Origin of the sequence: Tenacibaculum maritimum NCIMB 2154 (assembly GCF_900119795.1) — a bacterium.
Lineage (GTDB): Bacteria > Bacteroidota > Bacteroidia > Flavobacteriales > Flavobacteriaceae > Polaribacter > Polaribacter maritimus.
Window position 1 is genome coordinate 341,674 of sequence record NZ_LT634361.1, and the last position, 18,622, is coordinate 360,295.

Sequence of the window (18,622 nt, forward strand, 5' to 3'; positions counted from 1 at the left end):
AATGAACGATCAAAGTTTACAGGCTGAATTAAAAGCAGCAAGGCGAAAATCAGCGAAACCAATGTTATGGATTTCTATGATTAGTATGGTCATGTTTTTTGCAGGGCTAACAAGTGCATATGTAATAAGTATGAATAGGGAAGACTGGGTGAGTTTTGATTTGCCTCAGGCTTTTTATATAAGTACTGTTTTAATTATCTTAAGCAGTGGAACACTGTTGGTATCACAGTTCTCTTTGAAAAAAGAAAAGATTAAAAACTCTTTAGTGTTTTTAACATTGACATTGGTGTTAGGAATAGGGTTTATATGGTATCAATATGTAGGATTTAATGAGCTAAAAGAAGCAGGACTTTATTTTACCGGACCAGAAAGTACGGTGTCAACATCTTTTATTATAGGTATTACATTTATGCATATATTGCATTTAATAGCGGGGGTAATCGTGTTATTAGTGCTAATTTATAATCATTTTAAAAATAAGTATTCATCTACTGATATGCTTGGTTTTGAGCTAGGTGCGATCTTCTGGCATTTCGTAGATGTTTTATGGATTTATCTATTTTTCTTTTTCTATTTTATTAGATGATGAAAAATGCGTAATTTTGACAAATATTTTAACAAAAATTAACTAATAGATATTTATGGAAGCAAATATTGCTGTAAATTCTGACAACAAAGAGACCTGGGGCGGAGGTGGTGCAAAACCATTTGGAGCTAGTTATGGTAAAATGATGATGTGGTTTTTTATCCTGTCTGATGCATTGACATTTTCAGGTTTTTTAGCTGCATATGGTTTAACTCGTTTTAAATTTATTGATTCTTGGCCTATTGCTGATGAAGTGTTTACTCACTTTCCGTTTTTACACGGAGTACATTTACCAATGTATTATGTAGCATTAATGACATTTATTCTGATTTTTTCTTCAGTAACAATGGTTTTAGCAGTAGATGCTGGACACCAAATGAACAGGAAAAAGGTTACTTGGTATATGTTTGCTACCGTATTAGGAGGTTTAATTTTCTTAGGTTCTCAAGCGTGGGAATGGAAAAACTTCATTAATGGATCTTATGGAGCTGTAAAAACAACGGATAATAAAATTTTACAGTTTGTAAAGGATGGGCATCAAGTAGCATTAAAAGATTTTGTGGTAGGAGGAAAAAGAGAAGAAGTATATCATACGAGGAAGAATGGATTATGGTTTGAGCAAGGAGCTCCGTTAACTGAATACGCCCTTTCTGAAGTGGTGGAATCATTTAATAAACATCCTGAATTAAGAGTTAGGATTCAGAAAATTAATCCAGAAACAAAACAAAAAATAATACTTTCAAGAGAGGAAAGTATAAAAGCATTAGCAAAAGCTAATGGTGTTGTAGAAGGAGCCAATCTTATAGAAAACGAATATGGTAATTCATTGTTTGGAGATTTCTTTTTCTTTATTACAGGTTTCCACGGATTCCACGTTTTTTCTGGGGTAGTATTAAATATTATAATCTTTTTCAATGTGATTTTAGGAACTTATGAGAGAAGAGGTCATTATGAAATGGTTGAAAAAGTAGGATTGTACTGGCACTTTGTAGATTTAGTATGGGTATTCGTATTTACTTTCTTCTATTTAGTGTAAATTAAAAATATATAAAAAGATGGGAGCACATTCACACGGTTCAAATGCAAAAAGGATATGGATAGTATTTGGTATATTATCTTTAATAACAATAGTAGAAGTTTGGTTGGGTATTGTTAAGCCTAAATCGTTAGTATTTACTGATTTTTTAAGCATGCACTTATTAAATTGGATTTTTATTATTTTAACGCTAGCGAAAGCATATGGTATTGCATGGGCATTTATGCACTTAGAAGGAGAAAAAAAATGGTTTAGAAGATCCATTGTTTGGACAGCTGTTTTCTTAATTAGCTATTTAGTAACGCTATTACTAATTGAAGGAGATTATTTATACGAAACATTATCACCATTGGTGAAATGGTAATAAAATAAAATGATAAAGGTGGTTTTAACCACCTTTTTTTTGCTTATATAAAATAATTTAAAATGAATAAAGCCCAAAAATTTATAATCTTATTTGTACTATTTATAGTACCATTGTTGTTTTATATCTTTCTATCAGCGGGGATTAATAATTTTGCAAAGTTACCAGTAGTAACTGAAAATGTTATTGATATTTCTGAAATTGACAAAGGATATCGTTTTAAAAAGAATATTTCTATAGTATTGTTTTTAGGGAAAGATATTAATAGAATAAAAGGAAGTGTTTTCAATTTAAACCAAAAAATATACAAGCCATTTTATGGATTTAAAGATTTTCAAGTTATAGCAATTGCTCCAAAAGGAAATAATAAAGGTGTAGAAAAGCTTCAAAAGGAAATAGGAGCTTTTACAAATATGGTGAAGTGGCGTTTTGTTTATGGAGAAGAAGAGGAAATAAAAGCACTGTATAAAAGTTTTAATACCAATCAAAACTTAGATGAAGATTTGTATAGTTCGAAAGCTTTTCTTATGGATAAAGAAGGCAAATTAAGAGGTAGAACTGATGATAAAGATACTGCTAACGGTAAGTTGTATGGTTATAATATGCAATCTGTAGGAGAGTTAAATGATAAAATGAAAGATGATGTAAAGGTTGTATTGGCAGAATACCGTTTGGCGTTGAAAAAAAATAATGCAGATAGAGAAATTTAAAAAAGAAACTATTAAGTATTACAAGTAGGTAACTACGGAAACTTTTCTGAATAAAAAAATGAACAAAAAATATTCATACGTTGGAATTTCTTTTATAATTCTACTTTTTGGGATATATGTAGTCCCTAAAGTAGTGGCTAGGTTTAAAAAACCTCAGCTAGCTACTTTTAATAAGGTGCCATCATTTGAGTTTATAAACCAAGATGGAAAAAAAATAACAAATAACAATTTTAAAGGGAAAGTATATGTGGTCGAGTTTTTCTTTTCTACTTGTACAACAATTTGTCCTTTAATGACAACCAAAATGGTTGAACTTCAAGACGAATTTTTTGGAAACCCTAATTTCGGAATAGCTTCTTTTTCAATAACTCCAGAAAGAGATACGCCTTATGTATTAAAAGAATATGCTAAAAGGAACAAGATACTCGCTAAAAATTGGCATCTGTTAACAACAGAGGGAGCTGATGATATTGTATATAATTTGGCAAATAAAGGATTTAAATTGTATGCAGGAAAAGATGATAGAAGTACCGATGGCTTTGAACACTCGGGCTTGTTTGCATTAGTAGATAAAGAAGGCTACATTCGTTCAAGGTATGATGAGTTTGGAAACCCAATAATGTATTATAGGGCTTTAGAAGAGAATGAATTTTCAGATCAAATAAAAGAATTAAAAGAGGATATTAAACTGTTATTAAATGAGTAAAATAGCACAAGAAAAAAAATACAATAGGATTATTACTGCCCTATCTATTGTAATACCATTAGCAGTGGCAGCATTGTTTGGAATAAAATTACCTAATGTGGCACCTTTACATTTTTTGCCACCGATTTATGCAACTATAAACGGTATAACTGCTGTTATTTTAGTTTGGGCAGTAGTATCAATAAAAAAAGGAAATAGATTATTACATGAACGTTTAATAAAATTAGCAATGCTTTGCTCAATACTTTTCTTGTTGATGTATATAGGCTATCATATGACCTCTGATTCAACTAAATTTGGAGGAGAGGGAGTTGTAAAATACATATATTATTTCATTTTGGTAACGCACATTATATTGTCAATAGCAGTGATTCCTTTTGTATTGTTAACTTATGTAAGAGCGCAATTAGGTAAGTTTGAAGCCCATAAGAAAATAGCAAAAATAACATTTCCTCTTTGGTTGTACGTAGCGGTTACAGGTGTTGTTGTTTATGTAATGATTTCACCTTATTACGGATAAGGTATAAAAAAGAATACAATGAAAAAAGCGACAATTATAACAGTAGTATTCTGTTTGATAGGAAAAATTAGTATTGCTCAATGTGCAATGTGTAAAGCTGTTGTCGAAAATGGAGATGAAACAATGGCAGAAGGAGTAAATAATGGAATTACATACTTAATGATATTTCCCTATTTACTAATTGGCGTGCTGTTTTATTTTTTATATAGACATAGAAAAAAGACAAAAAGTTTTAACTAAGGTAAATATTCTGTAACATATTTTAAAAGCGATCGTCATATAGGCGAAACAAAAGAAGCGATACGTTCTTTTTAAGAATACATCGCTTCTTTTATGAAAATAAGTGAAATACTTTACAGGAATTATAAAAATCATACGTGTTGAAAACAAAAGTTGCATTATTTGTAGTGATTTTAATATCATTTACTTCTTTCTCTCAAAAAAAATGGACACTTAAAGACTGTGTAAACCATGCATTAGAGAATAATATTACGATAAAACAAAACAAGTTAAATGTTCAATTAGCGGAAAGAGATGTTGAAATAGCGAAAGGAAACTTTTTACCAAACTTAAATGGTTCTTCAGGAGCAAACTTAGGGTTTGGATCTATAATTCACCCAGTAACAAATAGTAGGGTTTCGCAGAACACTTTTGGAAATTCTTATAGCTTGGGTACGGGAGTAACTATATTTAATGGATTTAGAAATTTAAATACATTAAAAAGTGCTAGGCTTGGTGTTGAAGGGAATAAGTTAGATTTAGCGAAGATAGAGAATGATATTTCTTTGAATGTAGTTAATTTCTATTTAAATGTATTATTTGCAAAAGAAAATTTAAATGTGGCAAGAATTCAAGCTGAGATTAGCCAGAATCAAATAGAAAGAGCTAAAGCAAGATTTGAGGCAGGAGTTATTCCTAAAAGTGATTTACTAAATGTACAGTCAACAGCGGCAACTGATGTGCAAAATGTTGTGAATCAAGAAAACACATTAAATTTAGCACTTTTGAATTTAAGGCAGGCTTTGCAGGTTTCTTCTGATACTTTTGATGTTTTGCCTATTGATGTGGAAGCTCCCTCTGCGGCACTTTTATATGAGAATGCAGGTATTGTGTATAATAATGCGCTGACTAATAGACCTGAAATAGAAAGAGCTAAATTAAATATTGAAGATGCAGATTTGAGGATAAAAATAGCAAAAGGAGCTTATTTACCATCTCTTACAGCATCTGCTAATGCACAAACGAATTTTGCACATAGTTTTGATTTATTGCCAGGCCAGCGAGGGAATAATTATCTATTTAAACAATTGAATGATAATCTAGGTTATGGAGTGGGGATTTCTTTAAATGTACCTTTGTTCAACCGCTTTCAAACTAAAAATAACGTAGCAAAATCAATCATAAATAAAAAAGTGAGTGAGTTTCAGTTAGAAAATCAAAAATTACAGTTGCAACAGCAAATAGAAAAATCATATTTGGACGCAAAAGCAGCTGCAAAAACTTATGAAACTGCACAAGTGTCTCTAGATGCTCAGAAGGAAGCTTTTAAGAACGCTCAAGAAAGTTACAACTATGGCTCTATGACTCAATTTGATTTTGATCAAGTTCGTAACCGTTTGGTAAATGCAGAAGGTGCTATGATTAGAGCTAAATATGATTATGTATTTAAAACGAAGGTGTTGAAGTTTTACTACGGGGAGTCCATTTTAGATTAAATTGGACTTTTTGGAGAGAAAAAGAAATTCGTATGGTAATTTTACCTATACGAATTTCTTTTTTTAAAACTATATTTGCAGCTAAAATTAGAGAATTTGGCAATAATACTGAACATAGAAACAGCTACAAAAAATTGCTCTGTAAGCATCGCTGAAAATGGAGAGATTTTAGCTTTGAAAGAGCTAAATAATGGTAATTATTCACATGCAGAAGTATTGCATTCGTTTATTTTAGAGGTTTTAAGTGAATCAAATGTAACCACAAAAGATATTGATGCGGTGGCAGTTAGTAAAGGTCCTGGATCTTATACAGGGTTGCGTATAGGGGTTTCCGCAGCGAAAGGATTGTGCTTCGCATTTGACAAGCCATTAATAGCAATAGATACATTGGCCTCTTTGAGCCATTCCGTAAGTATCAAGGAAGGGGTTATTGTACCTATGTTGGATGCTCGTAGAATGGAAGTGTACGATGCGGTATTTAATAAAGAGCATGAATTAATACGAGAGATCAAAGCAGAAATTATCGATGCTAGTTCATTTCAAGAGTATTTATTAAAAGGAGAGGTATGTTTTTTAGGAGATGGAGCCGCTAAATGTAAGGAAGTGATAAAACATAAAAATGCTATTTTTATTGAAGGGAAATATCCTTCTTCTAGAGAGATGGCTAAATTAAGTTATTGCAAGTACAAAAAAAACGACATTGAAAATGTCGCTTATTTTGAACCTTTTTATTTAAAAGATTTTATAGCTGTGCCTCAAAAGAAGCGCTAATTACCCTTTTTTTTGAATTTCAACAGAGTGTGGATATGGTATTTCTATGCCAGCCTTATCTAGTGCTATTTTAGCATTTTCTAGTGATTCAAAATATACATCCCAATACTCAGCAGGAGTTGCCCAAGGTCTTACTGCAAAGTTTACAGAGCTGTCAGCTAATTCAGAAACATTAACAGAAGGAGCAGGATCTTTTAATACCTTTGGGTTGGATGTTAAAGCGCTTAAAAGAACTTCTTTGGCTTGTTTAATATCAGTATCGTAAGAAACACCAATAGTTAAATCGACACGTAGTTTTCCTTCAGCGGTGTAATTAATGATGTTCCCATTAGAAAGAGTTCCATTAGGAATAATTGCTAGTTTATTGCCAGGAGTATTTAAATGAGTAGTAAAAATTTGTATTTCTTTTACGACCCCCGTAACTCCTTGAGTTTCTATCAGATCTCCTATTTTGAATGGTTTGAAGATCATGATCAATGCGCCACCTGCAAAATTAGATAAAGATCCTTGTAAAGCTAAACCTATAGCCAAACCAGCAGCTCCGATGATAGCAGCGAAGGAGGTAGTGGCAACTCCTAATTTAGCAATGACAGTAACGAATAATAAAGCTTTTAAAGCCCAACTGGTTAAATCTCCTAAAAACTTTTGGAGAGTGATGTCCACACCTCTCTTTTGCATGATTTTTTGAGAAGCTTTGACAATAAATTTAATAGCAAATAAACCTACTATTAAAATAGCTAGTGCAGTTAGTACTTTGGGAGTGTACTCTACTAATAAGTCTTGAACATTGATCCAATATTTTTCCATGTTTAAAAATTTAAAAAAAATTAATATTTAATTATGTGAGTTAGTAGTAGTTTTTAGTTTAGGGCAACAAAAATACTAAACCTAATTGTGCGAGAATAGATTAGGTAAAGAAAAATTTAAAAAAAAAATAAGGATATCTTTTCGTGAATTTACTCCATCTATAATCTTTAATAGTAGCTATGTAGATTGCAGGGAGTCTAAGTCAGGGTTATTTTATTTCGAAAGTGATTTTAAGATTAACCCTAAATTCGGTGATCTCGTCATTATGAACCACTGCACTTTGTGATTGGACAAACACTGATTTGATGTTTTTTACTGATTTAGAAGTCTCTTTTACAGCTTTTCTTGTAGCGTCTTCCCAGCTTTTATTTGAATTAGCTAAGACTTCTATAACTTTTATTATGGCCATGTTAACTTTTGTAAGATTATTAAAGATTAGTAAAAGTACGAAATAATTTATGACTAGTTATTTTTGTATAATGTTAAATTAATGTTATTTAAATGTTTTTTTATGGTAAATAAATATAGTATATTTGTAAATATACCGTTAATTAAAGTGTTGTACTATGAATAAAATTTTGATATTAGCATGTATGTTGTCTGTTGCGTCAATGCAAGCAGGAGATAAGAAACCGACTTATGAGAAAGTTGGGGGTTTAATAAAAGTAACATATTACTATAGCAATGGGAATGTGAAAGAACAAGGTTTTTTTAAAGACAAGAAGTTAACAGGAACTTGGGAGTGTTTTGATGAGTCAGGAGCTAAAACTGTGATAGCGTATTATGAAGAGGGAAAAAAAGTAGGGAAATGGTTATTGTGGAAAGGCAGCTTATTGAGGGAGATTAATTATGAGAATTACGTTATTGCAAATGTTCAAACATGGAAAGAAGATACTAAGATAGCTATTAAATAACTAAGGTTTTGTAGGAATAGCCAAGAAATTATCAGCTAAAGTTTGAGAGTATCGTAGCAATAAGCGTTTAAATATGGTAATTTCAAAATTATAAAAGTCTTTAGTGTTATTTTCTGCCAAAATCAGCAGGGATTTCCCCCCAAGCTTTTGTTTCCCATTTTAAGATTGGGTTTTTAACATTGTTTTCTTGTAGCCATTTTTCAGCGCGTTTGATCAATTCTAGTATTTTCTTGTTAGAGTTGTCAAACTTTATATTGGTCCTACATTGCTTTTTTCGAACCCATCCCATAGCAATCTTGGAGTCTGAGTAAATAGGAAGCATTTCCATTTTTTTTTGTTTTAAAATAGCAATTCCATGTACTAGGGCTAAGAATTCCCCTATATTATTTGTTCCGTTTTTAAAAGGTCCCATTCTAAAAATCTCTTGTTTGCTCAGTGTTAGAACACCTCTGTATTCCATTGCACCAGGGTTTCCTGAGCATGCGGCATCAACAGAAATACTCTCTAGAATAGGAGAACCGTATTGGGCTTTTTCCTTAGCAGATAGAGTGGGGTTTTTAGTATTTTTACCTCTGTAATCATTATATGTTTTGGTAAAAGCTAATTCCGCTTTTTTTTTATCAGTAAACGATTTATATTGAGCACCTTGATAGCCGTCTATTTGCTTTTTGCAATTGCTCCAAGAAGTGTAAATTCCTTTTTTATGGCCTTGCCAAACAACGTAATACTTCTTTTTTTTAGACATACTTATTAATAACTTGCTCAATAACTTTGGGGAAATGTTCGTATTCTAATTCATGCACCTTATGAGCAATGGTTTCAGGAGTATCTTCCGTTGATAATATTGTTTTTGTCTGGAAAATAATAGCTCCTTCATCATAATTTTCGTTTACATAATGAATAGAAATACCAGTTTCTGTTTCTTTATTTTCTTTTACAGCCTTATGAACATGCATTCCATACATCCCTTTTCCACCGTACTTTGGCAATAAAGCAGGATGTATATTTATAATTTTATTAGGAAAAGCAGCTATAATTTTGCTAGGTATTTTCCAAAGGAAGCCTGCAAGAATGATAAAATCGGCTTCTTGCAGAAGAAACTGTAAAACAGTATCTTCTTTGGCAAAGTCTTCCTTGTCAAACAATGAGATAGGGATTTTAAGGCGTTCGCAGCGCTCAAAAACTTTAGCGTGCTGATTGTTAGAAAGAACGTGTGTAACTGTAACACTTTCACTAGGTGCAAAGTGATGGATGATGTTTTCGGCATTAGATCCAGATCCAGAAGCAAAAATAACAAGGCGTTTCATTCGTGTTTTAGGTTGTGTTGTTACTGCAAAAAAAAGAATAAATATTAAGAACTAAGGTATCTGGATAAAAGAATGAATGATTTTTTTTATTTTAGATGTCACATTTTTGAGGAAAAATTAGAATTAAAAGAGAAGATTTGTATTTTTGCCTCGATTTTAAATTTTAAAAATTAGAAAATTATGTCAGACATTGCATCAAGAGTAAAAGCAATTATCGTAGACAAATTAGGAGTAGACGATAACGAAGTAACAACAGAAGCTAGCTTCACAAATGATTTAGGAGCAGATTCTTTAGATACTGTTGAGTTAATTATGGAATTCGAAAAAGAATTTGATATCCAAATTCCAGACGATCAAGCTGAGAATATCGGTACAGTAGGTCAAGCAATCAGCTATATAGAGGAAGCAAAAAAGTAACAATCATATGCAATTAAAACGAGTCGTAGTAACTGGACTTGGCGCATTAACGCCAATAGGAAATAATATAGAAGAGTATTGGAATGCTTTAATTAACGGAGTTAGTGGAGCGGCACCTATTACATATTTTGATGCTGCCAAGTTCAAGACTCGTTTCGCATGCGAATTGAAAGGATTCGATGCGACCAATTATATGAACAGGAAAGAGGCGCGTAAAATGGATAGGTTTACGCAATATGCAATGGTGGCTTCAGATGAAGCAATTGCAGATTCAAAGTTAAATCTAGATGAAGTAAACAAACTTCGAGTAGGTGTAATTTGGGGAGCGGGTATAGGTGGTTTAGAAACCTTTCAAAATGAAGTGCTAAATTTTGCTTCTGGAGATGGAACTCCTAAATTTAACCCTTTCTTTATTCCTAAAATGATTGCAGATATAGCTCCAGGGAATATTTCTATAAAAAACGGGTTTATGGGACCTAACTATACTACCGTGTCAGCTTGTGCTTCTTCAGCAAATGCAATGATAGATGCATTAAATTACATTCGTTTAGGACATTGTGACGTTATTGTAACAGGAGGTTCTGAAGCAGCAGTTACCATAGCTGGAATGGGTGGTTTTAACGCAATGCATGCTTTGTCAACAAGAAATGAATCTCCAGAAACAGCTTCAAGGCCTTTCGATGCTGAGCGTGATGGGTTTGTTTTAGGAGAAGGAGCAGGGGCTATTGTTCTTGAAGAGTATGAACATGCAAAAGCACGTGGAGCAAAGATTTATGCAGAAGTAGTTGGAGGAGGAATGTCGTCTGATGCACACCACATGACAGCTCCGCACCCTGAAGGGATAGGAGTCATTGCAGTAATGAAAAACTGTTTGGAAAATGCAGGTTTGAAACCTGAAGATGTAGATCATATTAATACACATGGAACATCAACACCACTAGGAGATGTAGCAGAGTTAAAAGCAATATCAGAGGTGTTTGGTAGCCATGCAAAAAATATCAATATTAACTCTACAAAATCAATGACAGGTCATTTGCTAGGAGCGGCTGGAGCTATAGAATCTATTGCAGCTATCTTAGCTATTGAAAATAGTATTATTCCTCCTACAATAAATCACGCTACGCCAGATGAGAATATTAATTCAGCATTGAACTTGACTCTTAATAAAGCAGCAAAAAGAGAAGTGAAAGTAGCTGTAAGTAATACATTTGGATTTGGAGGGCATAATGCTTGTATCGCCTTTAAAAAAATAGATTAAATTTAATAACAGATGAATTTCCTTCGTAGAATAGTAAGACCTCAATCCAAAGAAGATGAGGATCTTTATTACGAGTTAAAGGAGTTGTTAAATTTTAAGCCAATAAAGTTAGCTTATTATAAGAAGGCTTTTACACACCGTTCTTTAAAAGTAGTAGATAAAGATGGCAACCCAGTAAATTATGAGCGTTTAGAGTTTCTAGGGGATGCAATGTTGGGAGCTGTAATTGCTTCTTATTTATATAAGAAAGTGCCAAAAGGAACAGAGGGATATTTGACACAAATGCGTTCAAAAATTGTAAGTAGAGAGCATTTAAATGAGTTAGGAAAGGACTTAGATTTAATTCATTTTGTAAAGAGCAATATTTCTAAAGATCATGTAGGGGAGAATATTCATGGCAATATTTTTGAAGCACTTATAGGAGCAATATATTTAGATAGAGGATATAATTACTGTAAGCAATTTGTTTTTGATAAAGTAATTGTTCCTTATGTAGATATAGAAAAACTAGAAAAGAAAATTACAAGTTATAAAGGGCTTATTATTGAATGGTGTCAAAAGAATAAGAAAAAATATAAGTTTGAATCTTATGAAGATTCAGGAAATCAATCAGTAAAACATTTTAGTGTGAAAATCACGATTGATGGAAATATGATTGCTAAAGGAAGATCAACGTCCAAAAAGAAAGCAGAAGAAAAAGCAGCAAAAAGAGTTTATTATACTTTGCAAGATCAAATAATAGGATCCTAGCGTTAGTTTCATCATAAGCTTTTTGTTAATTTTACAATAGTTTTACACTACATTGCGTACATTCGCTTGAGTAAAAGTATTGTTTAAATGCAAAAATATTCATTAGAAATAGATGATTTTTCCGAGCCTGATTATGTTTTAATAGGCATACATACAGCATTGGAAGATTACAAGTTTACTTATTTATTGAATAGAAAACTAAAAATACAGCTCTCAAGAGCAAATTTTGATTTAGATTTTCATAGTAATAATAATAAGGCTATTTTCCCCGTTTATCAGTATATTGATGAAAAGTTAGATCATAAGTGGTCTCTTGTCTCTAATATATATAGAGAAATATCAATACCAAAAGAAAAAGGATTATTTAAAGAAAGTGATTCTATAACGTATTTGATTTCAGAGAAAAAAAAAGTAGATTTTCTTTTGAAATTAGAAGGAGGGTTCGATTATGAATTTATCGTAAAGACTATTGAATATATTAATAAAATAAAGCAAGTAGTTACCTCATATCAAATAGAAGTAGGTTCTTTAAAATCAAAAGAATTTTTAATTTTTTAACTATGCCACATAATAAAAAAACTAAAATAGTAGCAACATTAGGACCTGCTACAAATACAAAAGAAATATTAGCCGATATGGCAGCTGCGGGAGTCAATGTTTTTAGAATTAATTTTTCGCATGCTGACTATGATGTTGTGAAATTAAGAGTACAGCAAATTAGAGAAATTAATAAGGAAAGAGGATATAATGTAGCAATTTTAGCAGATTTGCAAGGACCAAAACTACGTGTGGGGGTGATGGAAGAAGGAGTGGAATTGAAAGAAGGCGATTCTTTTACTTTTACAACTGAAGAATGTGTCGGAACAAATAAAAAGGCGTTTATGACTTATAAGCGCTTTCCAAAAGACGTAAAAGAAGGAGAATATATTTTGGTAGATGACGGTAAGCTTATGTTTAAAGTAACCTCAACGAATAAGAAAGATAAAGTGATAGCGAAAGTAGTTGTTGGAGGCGCTTTAAAATCAAAAAAAGGTGTTAATTTACCTAATACGAATATATCGTTACCGGCATTAACAGATAAAGATAAGAAAGATGCCGTTTTTGCTTTAGAACAAGAAGTAGATTGGATTGCTTTATCGTTTGTAAGAAACCCAGAGGATTTAAGAATGCTACGCGATTTAATAGCTCAAAAATCTTCATATAGGGTTCCTGTGATTGCCAAAATAGAAAAACCAGAAGCAGTTGAGCATATTGATGCTTTAATTCCTTATTGCGATGGGTTAATGGTTGCTCGTGGAGATTTAGGAGTTGAAGTGCCAATGCAAGAAGTTCCTCTTATCCAAAAAAGTTTGGTTCAAAGAGCTAAAAAGGCAAGGATTCCTGTGATTATAGCTACTCAGATGATGGAAACAATGATAGAAAACTCAGTTCCAACTAGGGCTGAAGTAAATGATGTAGCAAATTCTATTATGGATGGAGCAGATGCAGTGATGCTATCAGGAGAAACATCAGTAGGAAAGCATCCTGTTAAGGTGATAGAAAAAATGACGGAAATTATAGGAAGTGTAGAATATTCTCCATTGATTAAAGTGCCGCAAGCACCTCCTCATATAAAAACAGATCGTTATATAACCAAATCCGTTTGCCATCATGCAGCATTGATGGCAGATGATATTCAAGCCGCAGCAATTTCTACATTAACAAATAGTGGATATACCGCATTTCAAATTTCAGCATGGAGACCCAAGTCGCATGTGCTAGCTTTTTCTTCTGAGAGAAGAATTTTAGGAAAGCTGAACTTACTGTGGGGGGTTAGAGCCTTCTATTATGATAAAGATGGAAGCACAGATGACACTGTAATTGACATCAATCAGCTATCTAAGGAGAAGGGTTTTGTGAAGCAGGGAGATTATATGATTAATTTGACTTCAATGCCTGTTGAAGAAAAAGGAATGGTAAATACTTTGAGAGTTTCTTGTATCGTATAGAAGCTATCAATAATTGTTAAGATAAAGCGATGTAGTTCATAAACTGCATCGCTTTTTTTATAAACACATTGATATTTTTAAATGTACTAGCTTTTCTTAATTAATAAAAAGAAGTCATTGTCTAAAGGGAGGTATCCTTGATCGTAGATGTAAAAATACGTGCTTTTTGCCTTTGTAGTGTAAATAGAAGTAAAAAACTGAAAATCAAAACCATTATCATATAATTTACTTCTCGTAACTTTTGTTTTTCCAGTAGTGTTTAATTCAGATAAAATCTTATAATTTTTTCGAAGTCTATTATTCACATTTCTGATTAAATTTTTACTGTCTTTATTAACCTTATTGTTGTAAGAATTCCTACAGTAATCAGAGCAAAATTTTTTATCGGCTCTTCCTTTTACGATTTCATTACATTCTAAACACTCTCTTTTCTGCATGGTTTATTTAATTTTTTTCAAAAATAACTAAAAAACGAATGTAAACGACTACAAATGATTACATACGTAAGTAATCATTTTCTAACCGAATAAAAATAGGTTTAAGTCTCATATTTGCAGTGTCAAACGACATAAATGTTTAATAATAAAAACTTATCTTATGAATACGTTAAGAAACAAAGTACAGTTAATTGGAAATTTAGGTAATGATCCAGAAATTATTACACTAGAAGATGGTAAAAAATTAGCAAAAATTTCATTAGCTACTAATGATAGCTATAAAGATGCTTCAGGAGAGAAGATTGATAAAGTCTATTGGCATAATCTTATTGCTTGGAATAAAACCGCTGAAATTGTAGAGAAGTATTTAACTAAAGGAAAGGAAATAGCTATTGAAGGAAAGCTAGTATCTAGAAGTTACGAAACTAAAGAAGGGGAGAAAAGGTATATCACGGAAATTGTTATTAATGAATTATTGATGCTAGGAGCTAAGTAGTGGGGGAATTTGCTAAGACTGTCGAAAAAGAAAATGAAAACTAGTAGTGCTAAGCTGCTAGTTTTTTGTTTAGGCAAATATTAGATAGATAAAGAAGTATTTTATGTTTTTATATCTGAAATCAAAGTTGGCATAGTAGTAAAATGGTTTTAGATGGAAGAAAAGAAATCTCAGATAGTAGTTTTATCTGAGATTTTTATATAGTTTTATTACATTTTTAAAAGGTAAGCAAAGATCAGAGGAGCTACTATTGTAGCATCACTTTCAATAATGTATTTAGGAGTTTCGATTCCTAGCTTTCCCCAAGTAATTTTTTCATTAGGAACAGCACCTGAATAGGATCCATAACTCGTAGTTGAATCTGAGATCTGGCAAAAATAACTCCAGAAAGGAGTTTCTGTCATTTCCATATCTTGATATAGCATTGGAACGACACATATAGGAAAGTCTCCAGCAATTCCTCCTCCTATTTGGAAAAAACCAATCCCGTTATCAGAATTATTTGTGTACCAATTAGCAAGAAACCCCATATATTCTATTCCAGTTTTCATGGTAGAAGCTTTCAACATTCCTTTCATTGTATATGAAGCAAAGATGTTTCCCATGGTAGAGTCTTCCCAGCCAGGAACCACTATTGGTAAGTTTTTTTGAGCAGCGGCATACATCCAAGAATCTTTGAGGTCAATTTCATAATATTCTTCTAGTACCCCAGAGAGTAATAGTTTGTACATAAATTCATGAGGAAAAAACCTTTCTTCATTTTCTTCGGCATCTTTCCAAATCTTATAGATATGCTTTTCTAAACGTCTAAAGGCTTCTTCTTCTGGAATACAAGTGTCAGTAACACGATTTAATCCTTTTAAAAGCAAATCCCACTCATCAGAAGGAGTTAAGTCACGATAGTCAGGAATTCGTTTATAATGAGAGTGAGCAACTAAATTCATGATGTCCTCTTCTAAGTTAGCACCAGTACAAGAGATGATATGAACTTTATCTTGTCGTATCATTTCAGCAAATATTTTACCTAGTTCGGCAGTACTCATGGCTCCAGCTAATGAAACTAGCATTTTAGAACCTTGCTCTAATTGAGATTCATACCCTTTTGCTGCATCTACTAGAGAAGCTGCATTGAAATGTAAAAAGAATTTTTCAATAAATTCTGAAACAGGTTTTTTATTAGTATTCATTATTATCTTTAAATTTTAAAAGTTTATTAAAAGGAGAGTTGCTTTTGTCTTCGAAATCTTCCTCCTCTTCCTCAAGGTTTGAAGAAAACTTATAACTCAACATTTTATAATACAATTTTGCTGCTAAAAAATCAGATGATTTTTCATTTGGATTGGGACAAAGTTCAACTAGGTCGAAACCAACTACGTTTTTCTTAGAGAATACTTTACTTAAAAAAGAAAGAGTTTCATACCAAAGTAGCCCTCCCGGTTCAGGAGTTCCTGTACTAGGCATAATAGATGGATCCAGCGCGTCTAAATCAAAAGTTATAAATACGTCATTGGTAAGCAAGTCTATTACATCATCCATCCAGTATTCATTGGTAGCCATTTCATGCGCGAAAAAAACTTTATCTCTATTCATAACTCGGGTTTCAGAAATATCCATGCTACGAATACCAACTTGGATCAAGTTAGTGTGTTGATTAGCCTCATAAACAGCGCAAGCATGACTATAAGGAGAGCCATCATATTCTTTTCTAAGGTCGGCGTGAGCATCAATATGTAAAACGGTTAAATTATCGAAACATTCATTAAATGCACGGATTGTTCCTATTGAGATGGAATGTTCACCTCCTAATATTGTTACAAATTTGTTTTTATTGATATATTTTTTAGTTAATTGGTGCACTGTATTTACCATTGCTTCTGGGGAAGATTTTTCAGTAATCTTCTCAGTGATATATATGCCTTCTTTATATACTTCTGAATTCGTTTCTATATCGTATAGTTCCATATTTTCAGAGGCTTCTAAAAAAGCATCGATACCTTTGTCCGCCCCTTTTTGCCAGGTGCTAGTTTCATCATAAGGAACGGGTATTAATACGATTTTCGAGGTTTCTAATTTAGCGTATTTCTCAGGGATTCCTGCGTAAGTTTTAGTTGTTTCCATACCCTAGAATTGAAAGTAGTTCTTCACTTTTTTGTTGTTCTTTAAATAATCTAGTAATTGTTTTCCCTTCTTTGTTTTTACTAATTAAAATATGTTTAGGGTTTGGTATTAAGCAATGTTGCAAGCCACCAAAACCGCCGATACTTTCTTGATAAGCCCCTGTGTTAAAGAAACCAATATATAAGGGCGAATTTTTTTCATACATAGGTAAGTAGATGGCATTGATGTGTTGCTCGGAGTTATAGTAATCATCACTATCGCAAGTTAATCCTCCAAGTAAAACTCTTTCATACTTTACATCCCACTTATTAAGAGGTAGCATGATGAAGCGTTTATTGATAGCCCAAGAGTCTGGTAGGGTGGTGATAAATGATGAATTAATCATATTCCATTTTTCGCGGTCATTTTGTTTCTTTTGGTATAAAACTTCGTAAATAGCCCCCCCAGACTCTCCAACTGTAAAAGACCCAAATTCGGTAAAGATATTAGGTACGTTTACTTTTGCATCATCGCAGGTAGCTTTGATTTGATTAAGAATTTCTTCAACCATATACTCGTAGTCATAATCAAATGCTAATGAGTTTTTAATAGGAAAGCCACCTCCTATATTTAAACTATCAAGGGTAGGGCATATCTTCTTTAGCTCAATATAAACACTAATACATTTTAAGAGTTCATTCCAGTAATAAGCATTGTCTTTAATTCCTGTATTGATAAAAAAATGAAGCATTTTTAGTTCTATCTGAGGATTTTTTTCAATTTCTCTTTTATAAAAAGAAACAATATTTTTATAACCAATTCCAAGCCTGCTTGTATAAAATTCAAACTTAGGCTCTTCTTCAGAGGCTATACGTATGCCCACTTTAAAGTGGTTGCTAGTTTCATTTAATAGAAGATTCAATTCTTCGTAGTTATCTATTATAGGAATACAATTCTTATGTCCTTCATCTATCAAACTAGCAATATTAGTAATATATTGATCTCTTTTAAAACCGTTGCATAAAACAAAAGAGGCATTATTTAGTTTGCCTTCTTTTTTCAAAGATTTTACAATATCTATATCAAAAGCAGAAGAAGTTTCAATATGAATATTATTTTTAAGAGCCTCTTCTAAAATATATTTAAAATGCGAACTTTTAGTACAATATGAATAGTGATACTTTCCTTGATAATTTAACTTTTTGATGGCTTTGTTAAACCAACTTTTAGCCTTGTTAATATTTTCAGATATTTTTGGTAAGTAGGTAAATTTTAATGGGGTGCCATATTGTTTAACCAACTGCACCATATCTATTTCGTGAAAAAATAAGTTGTTATTTTTTATTTGAAACTCCTCTTGAGGGAAATCAAATGTTTGCTCGATTAAGTCTTTATATTTAGTGTTCATTTTGCATCAAAAAAAATTATAAATAACAAACCACAGACCATCTAATGGCTAGGGTATGAATAATCCTAATTGAAATAAAAAATTAAACTCGTAATTCTAAATAAACTCCTCTAAGACGAAGATTTTGAAGAGGGGTTAATAATAAGGAAGAAATCATAATTCTTTCGCTGTGCTTCTGAAACACTTCGCAACTTTTAGACTTCCATGAAAAGTTGGAAACGAAATAAGTAAAACATAACATTTAACCTATTATAAGAACAGCAAAGATACGTTTTTTTAAAATTAAAGGATATAAAAATAAAATAAATATTTTAGGAAATAGAGTATAAAAAAAG

Annotated in this window: 24 protein-coding genes; 16 read left to right on the plus strand and 8 right to left on the minus strand. The window is 32.0% G+C overall.

Annotation, left to right across the window (positions count from 1 at the left end; translation table 11 throughout):
* Position 1: 1 nt before the first annotated feature.
* The 9 genes from MARIT_RS01570 to tsaB all read left to right on the plus strand — a co-directional run bounded on the left by MARIT_RS01570 (position 2) and on the right by tsaB (position 6,408).
* On the plus strand, positions 2 to 586 hold the full coding sequence (locus MARIT_RS01570; protein ID WP_024740027.1) for a cytochrome c oxidase subunit 3: 585 nt from the start codon (positions 2 to 4) through the stop codon (positions 584 to 586).
* Positions 587 to 641: 55 nt separating this feature from the next.
* Positions 642 to 1,622, plus strand: a complete 981-nt coding sequence (locus tag MARIT_RS01575) for a cytochrome c oxidase subunit 3 (RefSeq protein WP_024740028.1) — start codon at positions 642 to 644, stop codon at positions 1,620 to 1,622.
* A gap of 19 nt (positions 1,623 to 1,641) precedes the next feature.
* Positions 1,642 to 1,986: a cytochrome C oxidase subunit IV family protein gene (locus tag MARIT_RS01580; RefSeq protein WP_024740029.1), complete on the plus strand. Its 345-nt coding sequence runs from the start codon at positions 1,642 to 1,644 to the stop codon at positions 1,984 to 1,986.
* Positions 1,987 to 2,048: 62 nt separating this feature from the next.
* Positions 2,049 to 2,696, plus strand: coding sequence for a thioredoxin domain-containing protein (locus tag MARIT_RS01585; RefSeq protein ID WP_100210579.1), 648 nt, complete (start codon positions 2,049 to 2,051; stop codon positions 2,694 to 2,696).
* A gap of 58 nt (positions 2,697 to 2,754) precedes the next feature.
* Positions 2,755 to 3,402, plus strand: a complete 648-nt coding sequence (locus MARIT_RS01590; protein WP_024740031.1) for an SCO family protein — start codon at positions 2,755 to 2,757, stop codon at positions 3,400 to 3,402.
* Positions 3,395 to 3,922: a DUF420 domain-containing protein gene (locus MARIT_RS01595; protein WP_100210580.1), complete on the plus strand. Its 528-nt coding sequence runs from the start codon at positions 3,395 to 3,397 to the stop codon at positions 3,920 to 3,922. Before MARIT_RS01590 ends, MARIT_RS01595 begins: the two co-directional genes overlap by 8 nt.
* A gap of 18 nt (positions 3,923 to 3,940) precedes the next feature.
* Positions 3,941 to 4,162, plus strand: coding sequence for a hypothetical protein (locus tag MARIT_RS01600; RefSeq protein ID WP_100210581.1), 222 nt, complete (start codon positions 3,941 to 3,943; stop codon positions 4,160 to 4,162).
* A gap of 137 nt (positions 4,163 to 4,299) precedes the next feature.
* Positions 4,300 to 5,637 (plus strand): TolC family protein, encoded by a 1,338-nt coding sequence (locus MARIT_RS01605; RefSeq protein ID WP_231975176.1) that lies wholly within the window; start codon positions 4,300 to 4,302, stop codon positions 5,635 to 5,637.
* A gap of 96 nt (positions 5,638 to 5,733) precedes the next feature.
* Positions 5,734 to 6,408: a tRNA (adenosine(37)-N6)-threonylcarbamoyltransferase complex dimerization subunit type 1 TsaB gene (gene tsaB / locus MARIT_RS01610; protein ID WP_024740035.1), complete on the plus strand. Its 675-nt coding sequence runs from the start codon at positions 5,734 to 5,736 to the stop codon at positions 6,406 to 6,408.
* Here tsaB and MARIT_RS01615 read toward each other — a convergent pair whose 3' ends face one another.
* Positions 6,409 to 7,215: a mechanosensitive ion channel family protein gene (locus MARIT_RS01615; protein WP_100210582.1), complete on the minus strand. Its 807-nt coding sequence runs from the start codon at positions 7,213 to 7,215 to the stop codon at positions 6,409 to 6,411.
* Positions 7,216 to 7,423: 208 nt separating this feature from the next.
* Complete coding sequence (locus MARIT_RS01620) at positions 7,424 to 7,624, minus strand: dodecin family protein (protein WP_024740037.1); 201 nt, start codon at positions 7,622 to 7,624, stop codon at positions 7,424 to 7,426.
* Positions 7,625 to 7,781: 157 nt separating this feature from the next.
* On the opposite strand from MARIT_RS01620, the gene MARIT_RS01625 reads away from it, so the two are divergent.
* The gene (locus tag MARIT_RS01625; protein WP_100210583.1) at positions 7,782 to 8,129 is read left to right on the plus strand and encodes a toxin-antitoxin system YwqK family antitoxin; all 348 of its coding nucleotides are present in this window, start codon (positions 7,782 to 7,784) and stop codon (positions 8,127 to 8,129) included.
* A gap of 106 nt (positions 8,130 to 8,235) precedes the next feature.
* On the opposite strand, the gene MARIT_RS01630 is transcribed toward MARIT_RS01625, so the two are convergent.
* A complete protein-coding gene (locus tag MARIT_RS01630; RefSeq protein ID WP_100210584.1) occupies positions 8,236 to 8,874 on the minus strand; it encodes a ribonuclease H1 domain-containing protein in 639 nt (212 codons plus the stop codon).
* Positions 8,867 to 9,436 (minus strand): phosphoribosylglycinamide formyltransferase, encoded by a 570-nt coding sequence (purN, locus tag MARIT_RS01635; protein WP_100210585.1) that lies wholly within the window; start codon positions 9,434 to 9,436, stop codon positions 8,867 to 8,869. The genes MARIT_RS01630 and purN overlap by 8 nt, the downstream gene beginning before the upstream one ends.
* Positions 9,437 to 9,616: 180 nt before the next feature.
* On the opposite strand from purN, the gene MARIT_RS01640 reads away from it, so the two are divergent.
* From MARIT_RS01640 to pyk, 5 genes are all read left to right on the plus strand, one after another.
* Positions 9,617 to 9,853: an acyl carrier protein gene (locus tag MARIT_RS01640; protein WP_024740040.1), complete on the plus strand. Its 237-nt coding sequence runs from the start codon at positions 9,617 to 9,619 to the stop codon at positions 9,851 to 9,853.
* 7 nt (positions 9,854 to 9,860) lie between these two features.
* Positions 9,861 to 11,111, plus strand: coding sequence for a beta-ketoacyl-ACP synthase II (gene fabF / locus MARIT_RS01645; RefSeq protein WP_024740041.1), 1,251 nt, complete (start codon positions 9,861 to 9,863; stop codon positions 11,109 to 11,111).
* Between the two features lie 12 nt (positions 11,112 to 11,123).
* Positions 11,124 to 11,861, plus strand: coding sequence for a ribonuclease III (gene rnc / locus MARIT_RS01650; protein WP_024740042.1), 738 nt, complete (start codon positions 11,124 to 11,126; stop codon positions 11,859 to 11,861).
* 87 nt (positions 11,862 to 11,948) lie between these two features.
* A complete protein-coding gene (locus MARIT_RS01655; protein WP_024740043.1) occupies positions 11,949 to 12,419 on the plus strand; it encodes an IPExxxVDY family protein in 471 nt (156 codons plus the stop codon).
* Positions 12,420 to 12,421: 2 nt separating this feature from the next.
* Positions 12,422 to 13,849, plus strand: a complete 1,428-nt coding sequence (gene pyk, locus MARIT_RS01660) for a pyruvate kinase (protein WP_024740044.1) — start codon at positions 12,422 to 12,424, stop codon at positions 13,847 to 13,849.
* Between the two features lie 86 nt (positions 13,850 to 13,935).
* Here pyk and MARIT_RS01665 read toward each other — a convergent pair whose 3' ends face one another.
* On the minus strand, positions 13,936 to 14,286 hold the full coding sequence (locus MARIT_RS01665) for a hypothetical protein (RefSeq protein WP_024740045.1): 351 nt from the start codon (positions 14,284 to 14,286) through the stop codon (positions 13,936 to 13,938).
* A 160-nt stretch (positions 14,287 to 14,446) separates the two neighbouring features.
* Here MARIT_RS01665 and MARIT_RS01670 point away from each other — a divergent pair, with 160 nt between their 5' ends.
* Positions 14,447 to 14,782, plus strand: a complete 336-nt coding sequence (locus MARIT_RS01670; protein ID WP_024740046.1) for a single-stranded DNA-binding protein — start codon at positions 14,447 to 14,449, stop codon at positions 14,780 to 14,782.
* Positions 14,783 to 14,991: 209 nt separating this feature from the next.
* Here the strand turns inward: MARIT_RS01670 and MARIT_RS01675 are convergent, their stop codons facing one another.
* The 3 genes from MARIT_RS01675 to MARIT_RS01685 are packed head-to-tail and all read right to left on the minus strand — an operon-like array spanning position 14,992 to position 18,287.
* Positions 14,992 to 15,969, minus strand: coding sequence for a deoxyhypusine synthase family protein (locus MARIT_RS01675; protein WP_024740047.1), 978 nt, complete (start codon positions 15,967 to 15,969; stop codon positions 14,992 to 14,994).
* On the minus strand, positions 15,959 to 16,900 hold the full coding sequence (gene speB / locus MARIT_RS01680) for an agmatinase (RefSeq protein WP_100210586.1): 942 nt from the start codon (positions 16,898 to 16,900) through the stop codon (positions 15,959 to 15,961). The genes MARIT_RS01675 and speB overlap by 11 nt, the downstream gene beginning before the upstream one ends.
* Positions 16,887 to 18,287, minus strand: coding sequence for a type III PLP-dependent enzyme domain-containing protein (locus MARIT_RS01685; RefSeq protein ID WP_100210587.1), 1,401 nt, complete (start codon positions 18,285 to 18,287; stop codon positions 16,887 to 16,889). Before MARIT_RS01685 ends, speB begins: the two co-directional genes overlap by 14 nt.
* Positions 18,288 to 18,622 lie beyond the last annotated feature (335 nt).

Excerpts from the sequence above, each read along its gene's own strand:
- MARIT_RS01570 (WP_024740027.1), top strand. The coding sequence starts at position 2 with ATGAACGATCAAAGTTTACAGGCTGAATTAAAAGCAGCAAGGCGAAAA.
- MARIT_RS01575 (WP_024740028.1), top strand. The coding sequence starts at position 642 with ATGGAAGCAAATATTGCTGTAAATTCTGACAACAAAGAGACCTGGGGC.
- MARIT_RS01580 (WP_024740029.1), top strand. The coding sequence starts at position 1,642 with ATGGGAGCACATTCACACGGTTCAAATGCAAAAAGGATATGGATAGTA.
- MARIT_RS01585 (WP_100210579.1), top strand. The coding sequence starts at position 2,049 with ATGAATAAAGCCCAAAAATTTATAATCTTATTTGTACTATTTATAGTA.
- MARIT_RS01590 (WP_024740031.1), top strand. The coding sequence starts at position 2,755 with ATGAACAAAAAATATTCATACGTTGGAATTTCTTTTATAATTCTACTT.
- MARIT_RS01595 (WP_100210580.1), top strand. The coding sequence starts at position 3,395 with ATGAGTAAAATAGCACAAGAAAAAAAATACAATAGGATTATTACTGCC.
- MARIT_RS01600 (WP_100210581.1), top strand. The coding sequence starts at position 3,941 with ATGAAAAAAGCGACAATTATAACAGTAGTATTCTGTTTGATAGGAAAA.
- MARIT_RS01615 (WP_100210582.1), bottom strand. The coding sequence starts at position 7,215 with ATGGAAAAATATTGGATCAATGTTCAAGACTTATTAGTAGAGTACACT.
- MARIT_RS01620 (WP_024740037.1), bottom strand. The coding sequence starts at position 7,624 with ATGGCCATAATAAAAGTTATAGAAGTCTTAGCTAATTCAAATAAAAGC.
- MARIT_RS01625 (WP_100210583.1), top strand. The coding sequence starts at position 7,782 with ATGAATAAAATTTTGATATTAGCATGTATGTTGTCTGTTGCGTCAATG.
- MARIT_RS01630 (WP_100210584.1), bottom strand. The coding sequence starts at position 8,874 with ATGTCTAAAAAAAAGAAGTATTACGTTGTTTGGCAAGGCCATAAAAAA.
- purN (WP_100210585.1), bottom strand. The coding sequence starts at position 9,436 with ATGAAACGCCTTGTTATTTTTGCTTCTGGATCTGGATCTAATGCCGAA.
- MARIT_RS01640 (WP_024740040.1), top strand. The coding sequence starts at position 9,617 with ATGTCAGACATTGCATCAAGAGTAAAAGCAATTATCGTAGACAAATTA.
- fabF (WP_024740041.1), top strand. The coding sequence starts at position 9,861 with ATGCAATTAAAACGAGTCGTAGTAACTGGACTTGGCGCATTAACGCCA.
- rnc (WP_024740042.1), top strand. The coding sequence starts at position 11,124 with ATGAATTTCCTTCGTAGAATAGTAAGACCTCAATCCAAAGAAGATGAG.
- MARIT_RS01655 (WP_024740043.1), top strand. The coding sequence starts at position 11,949 with ATGCAAAAATATTCATTAGAAATAGATGATTTTTCCGAGCCTGATTAT.
- pyk (WP_024740044.1), top strand. The coding sequence starts at position 12,422 with ATGCCACATAATAAAAAAACTAAAATAGTAGCAACATTAGGACCTGCT.
- MARIT_RS01665 (WP_024740045.1), bottom strand. The coding sequence starts at position 14,286 with ATGCAGAAAAGAGAGTGTTTAGAATGTAATGAAATCGTAAAAGGAAGA.
- MARIT_RS01670 (WP_024740046.1), top strand. The coding sequence starts at position 14,447 with ATGAATACGTTAAGAAACAAAGTACAGTTAATTGGAAATTTAGGTAAT.
- MARIT_RS01675 (WP_024740047.1), bottom strand. The coding sequence starts at position 15,969 with ATGAATACTAATAAAAAACCTGTTTCAGAATTTATTGAAAAATTCTTT.
- speB (WP_100210586.1), bottom strand. The coding sequence starts at position 16,900 with ATGGAAACAACTAAAACTTACGCAGGAATCCCTGAGAAATACGCTAAA.
- MARIT_RS01685 (WP_100210587.1), bottom strand. The coding sequence starts at position 18,287 with ATGAACACTAAATATAAAGACTTAATCGAGCAAACATTTGATTTCCCT.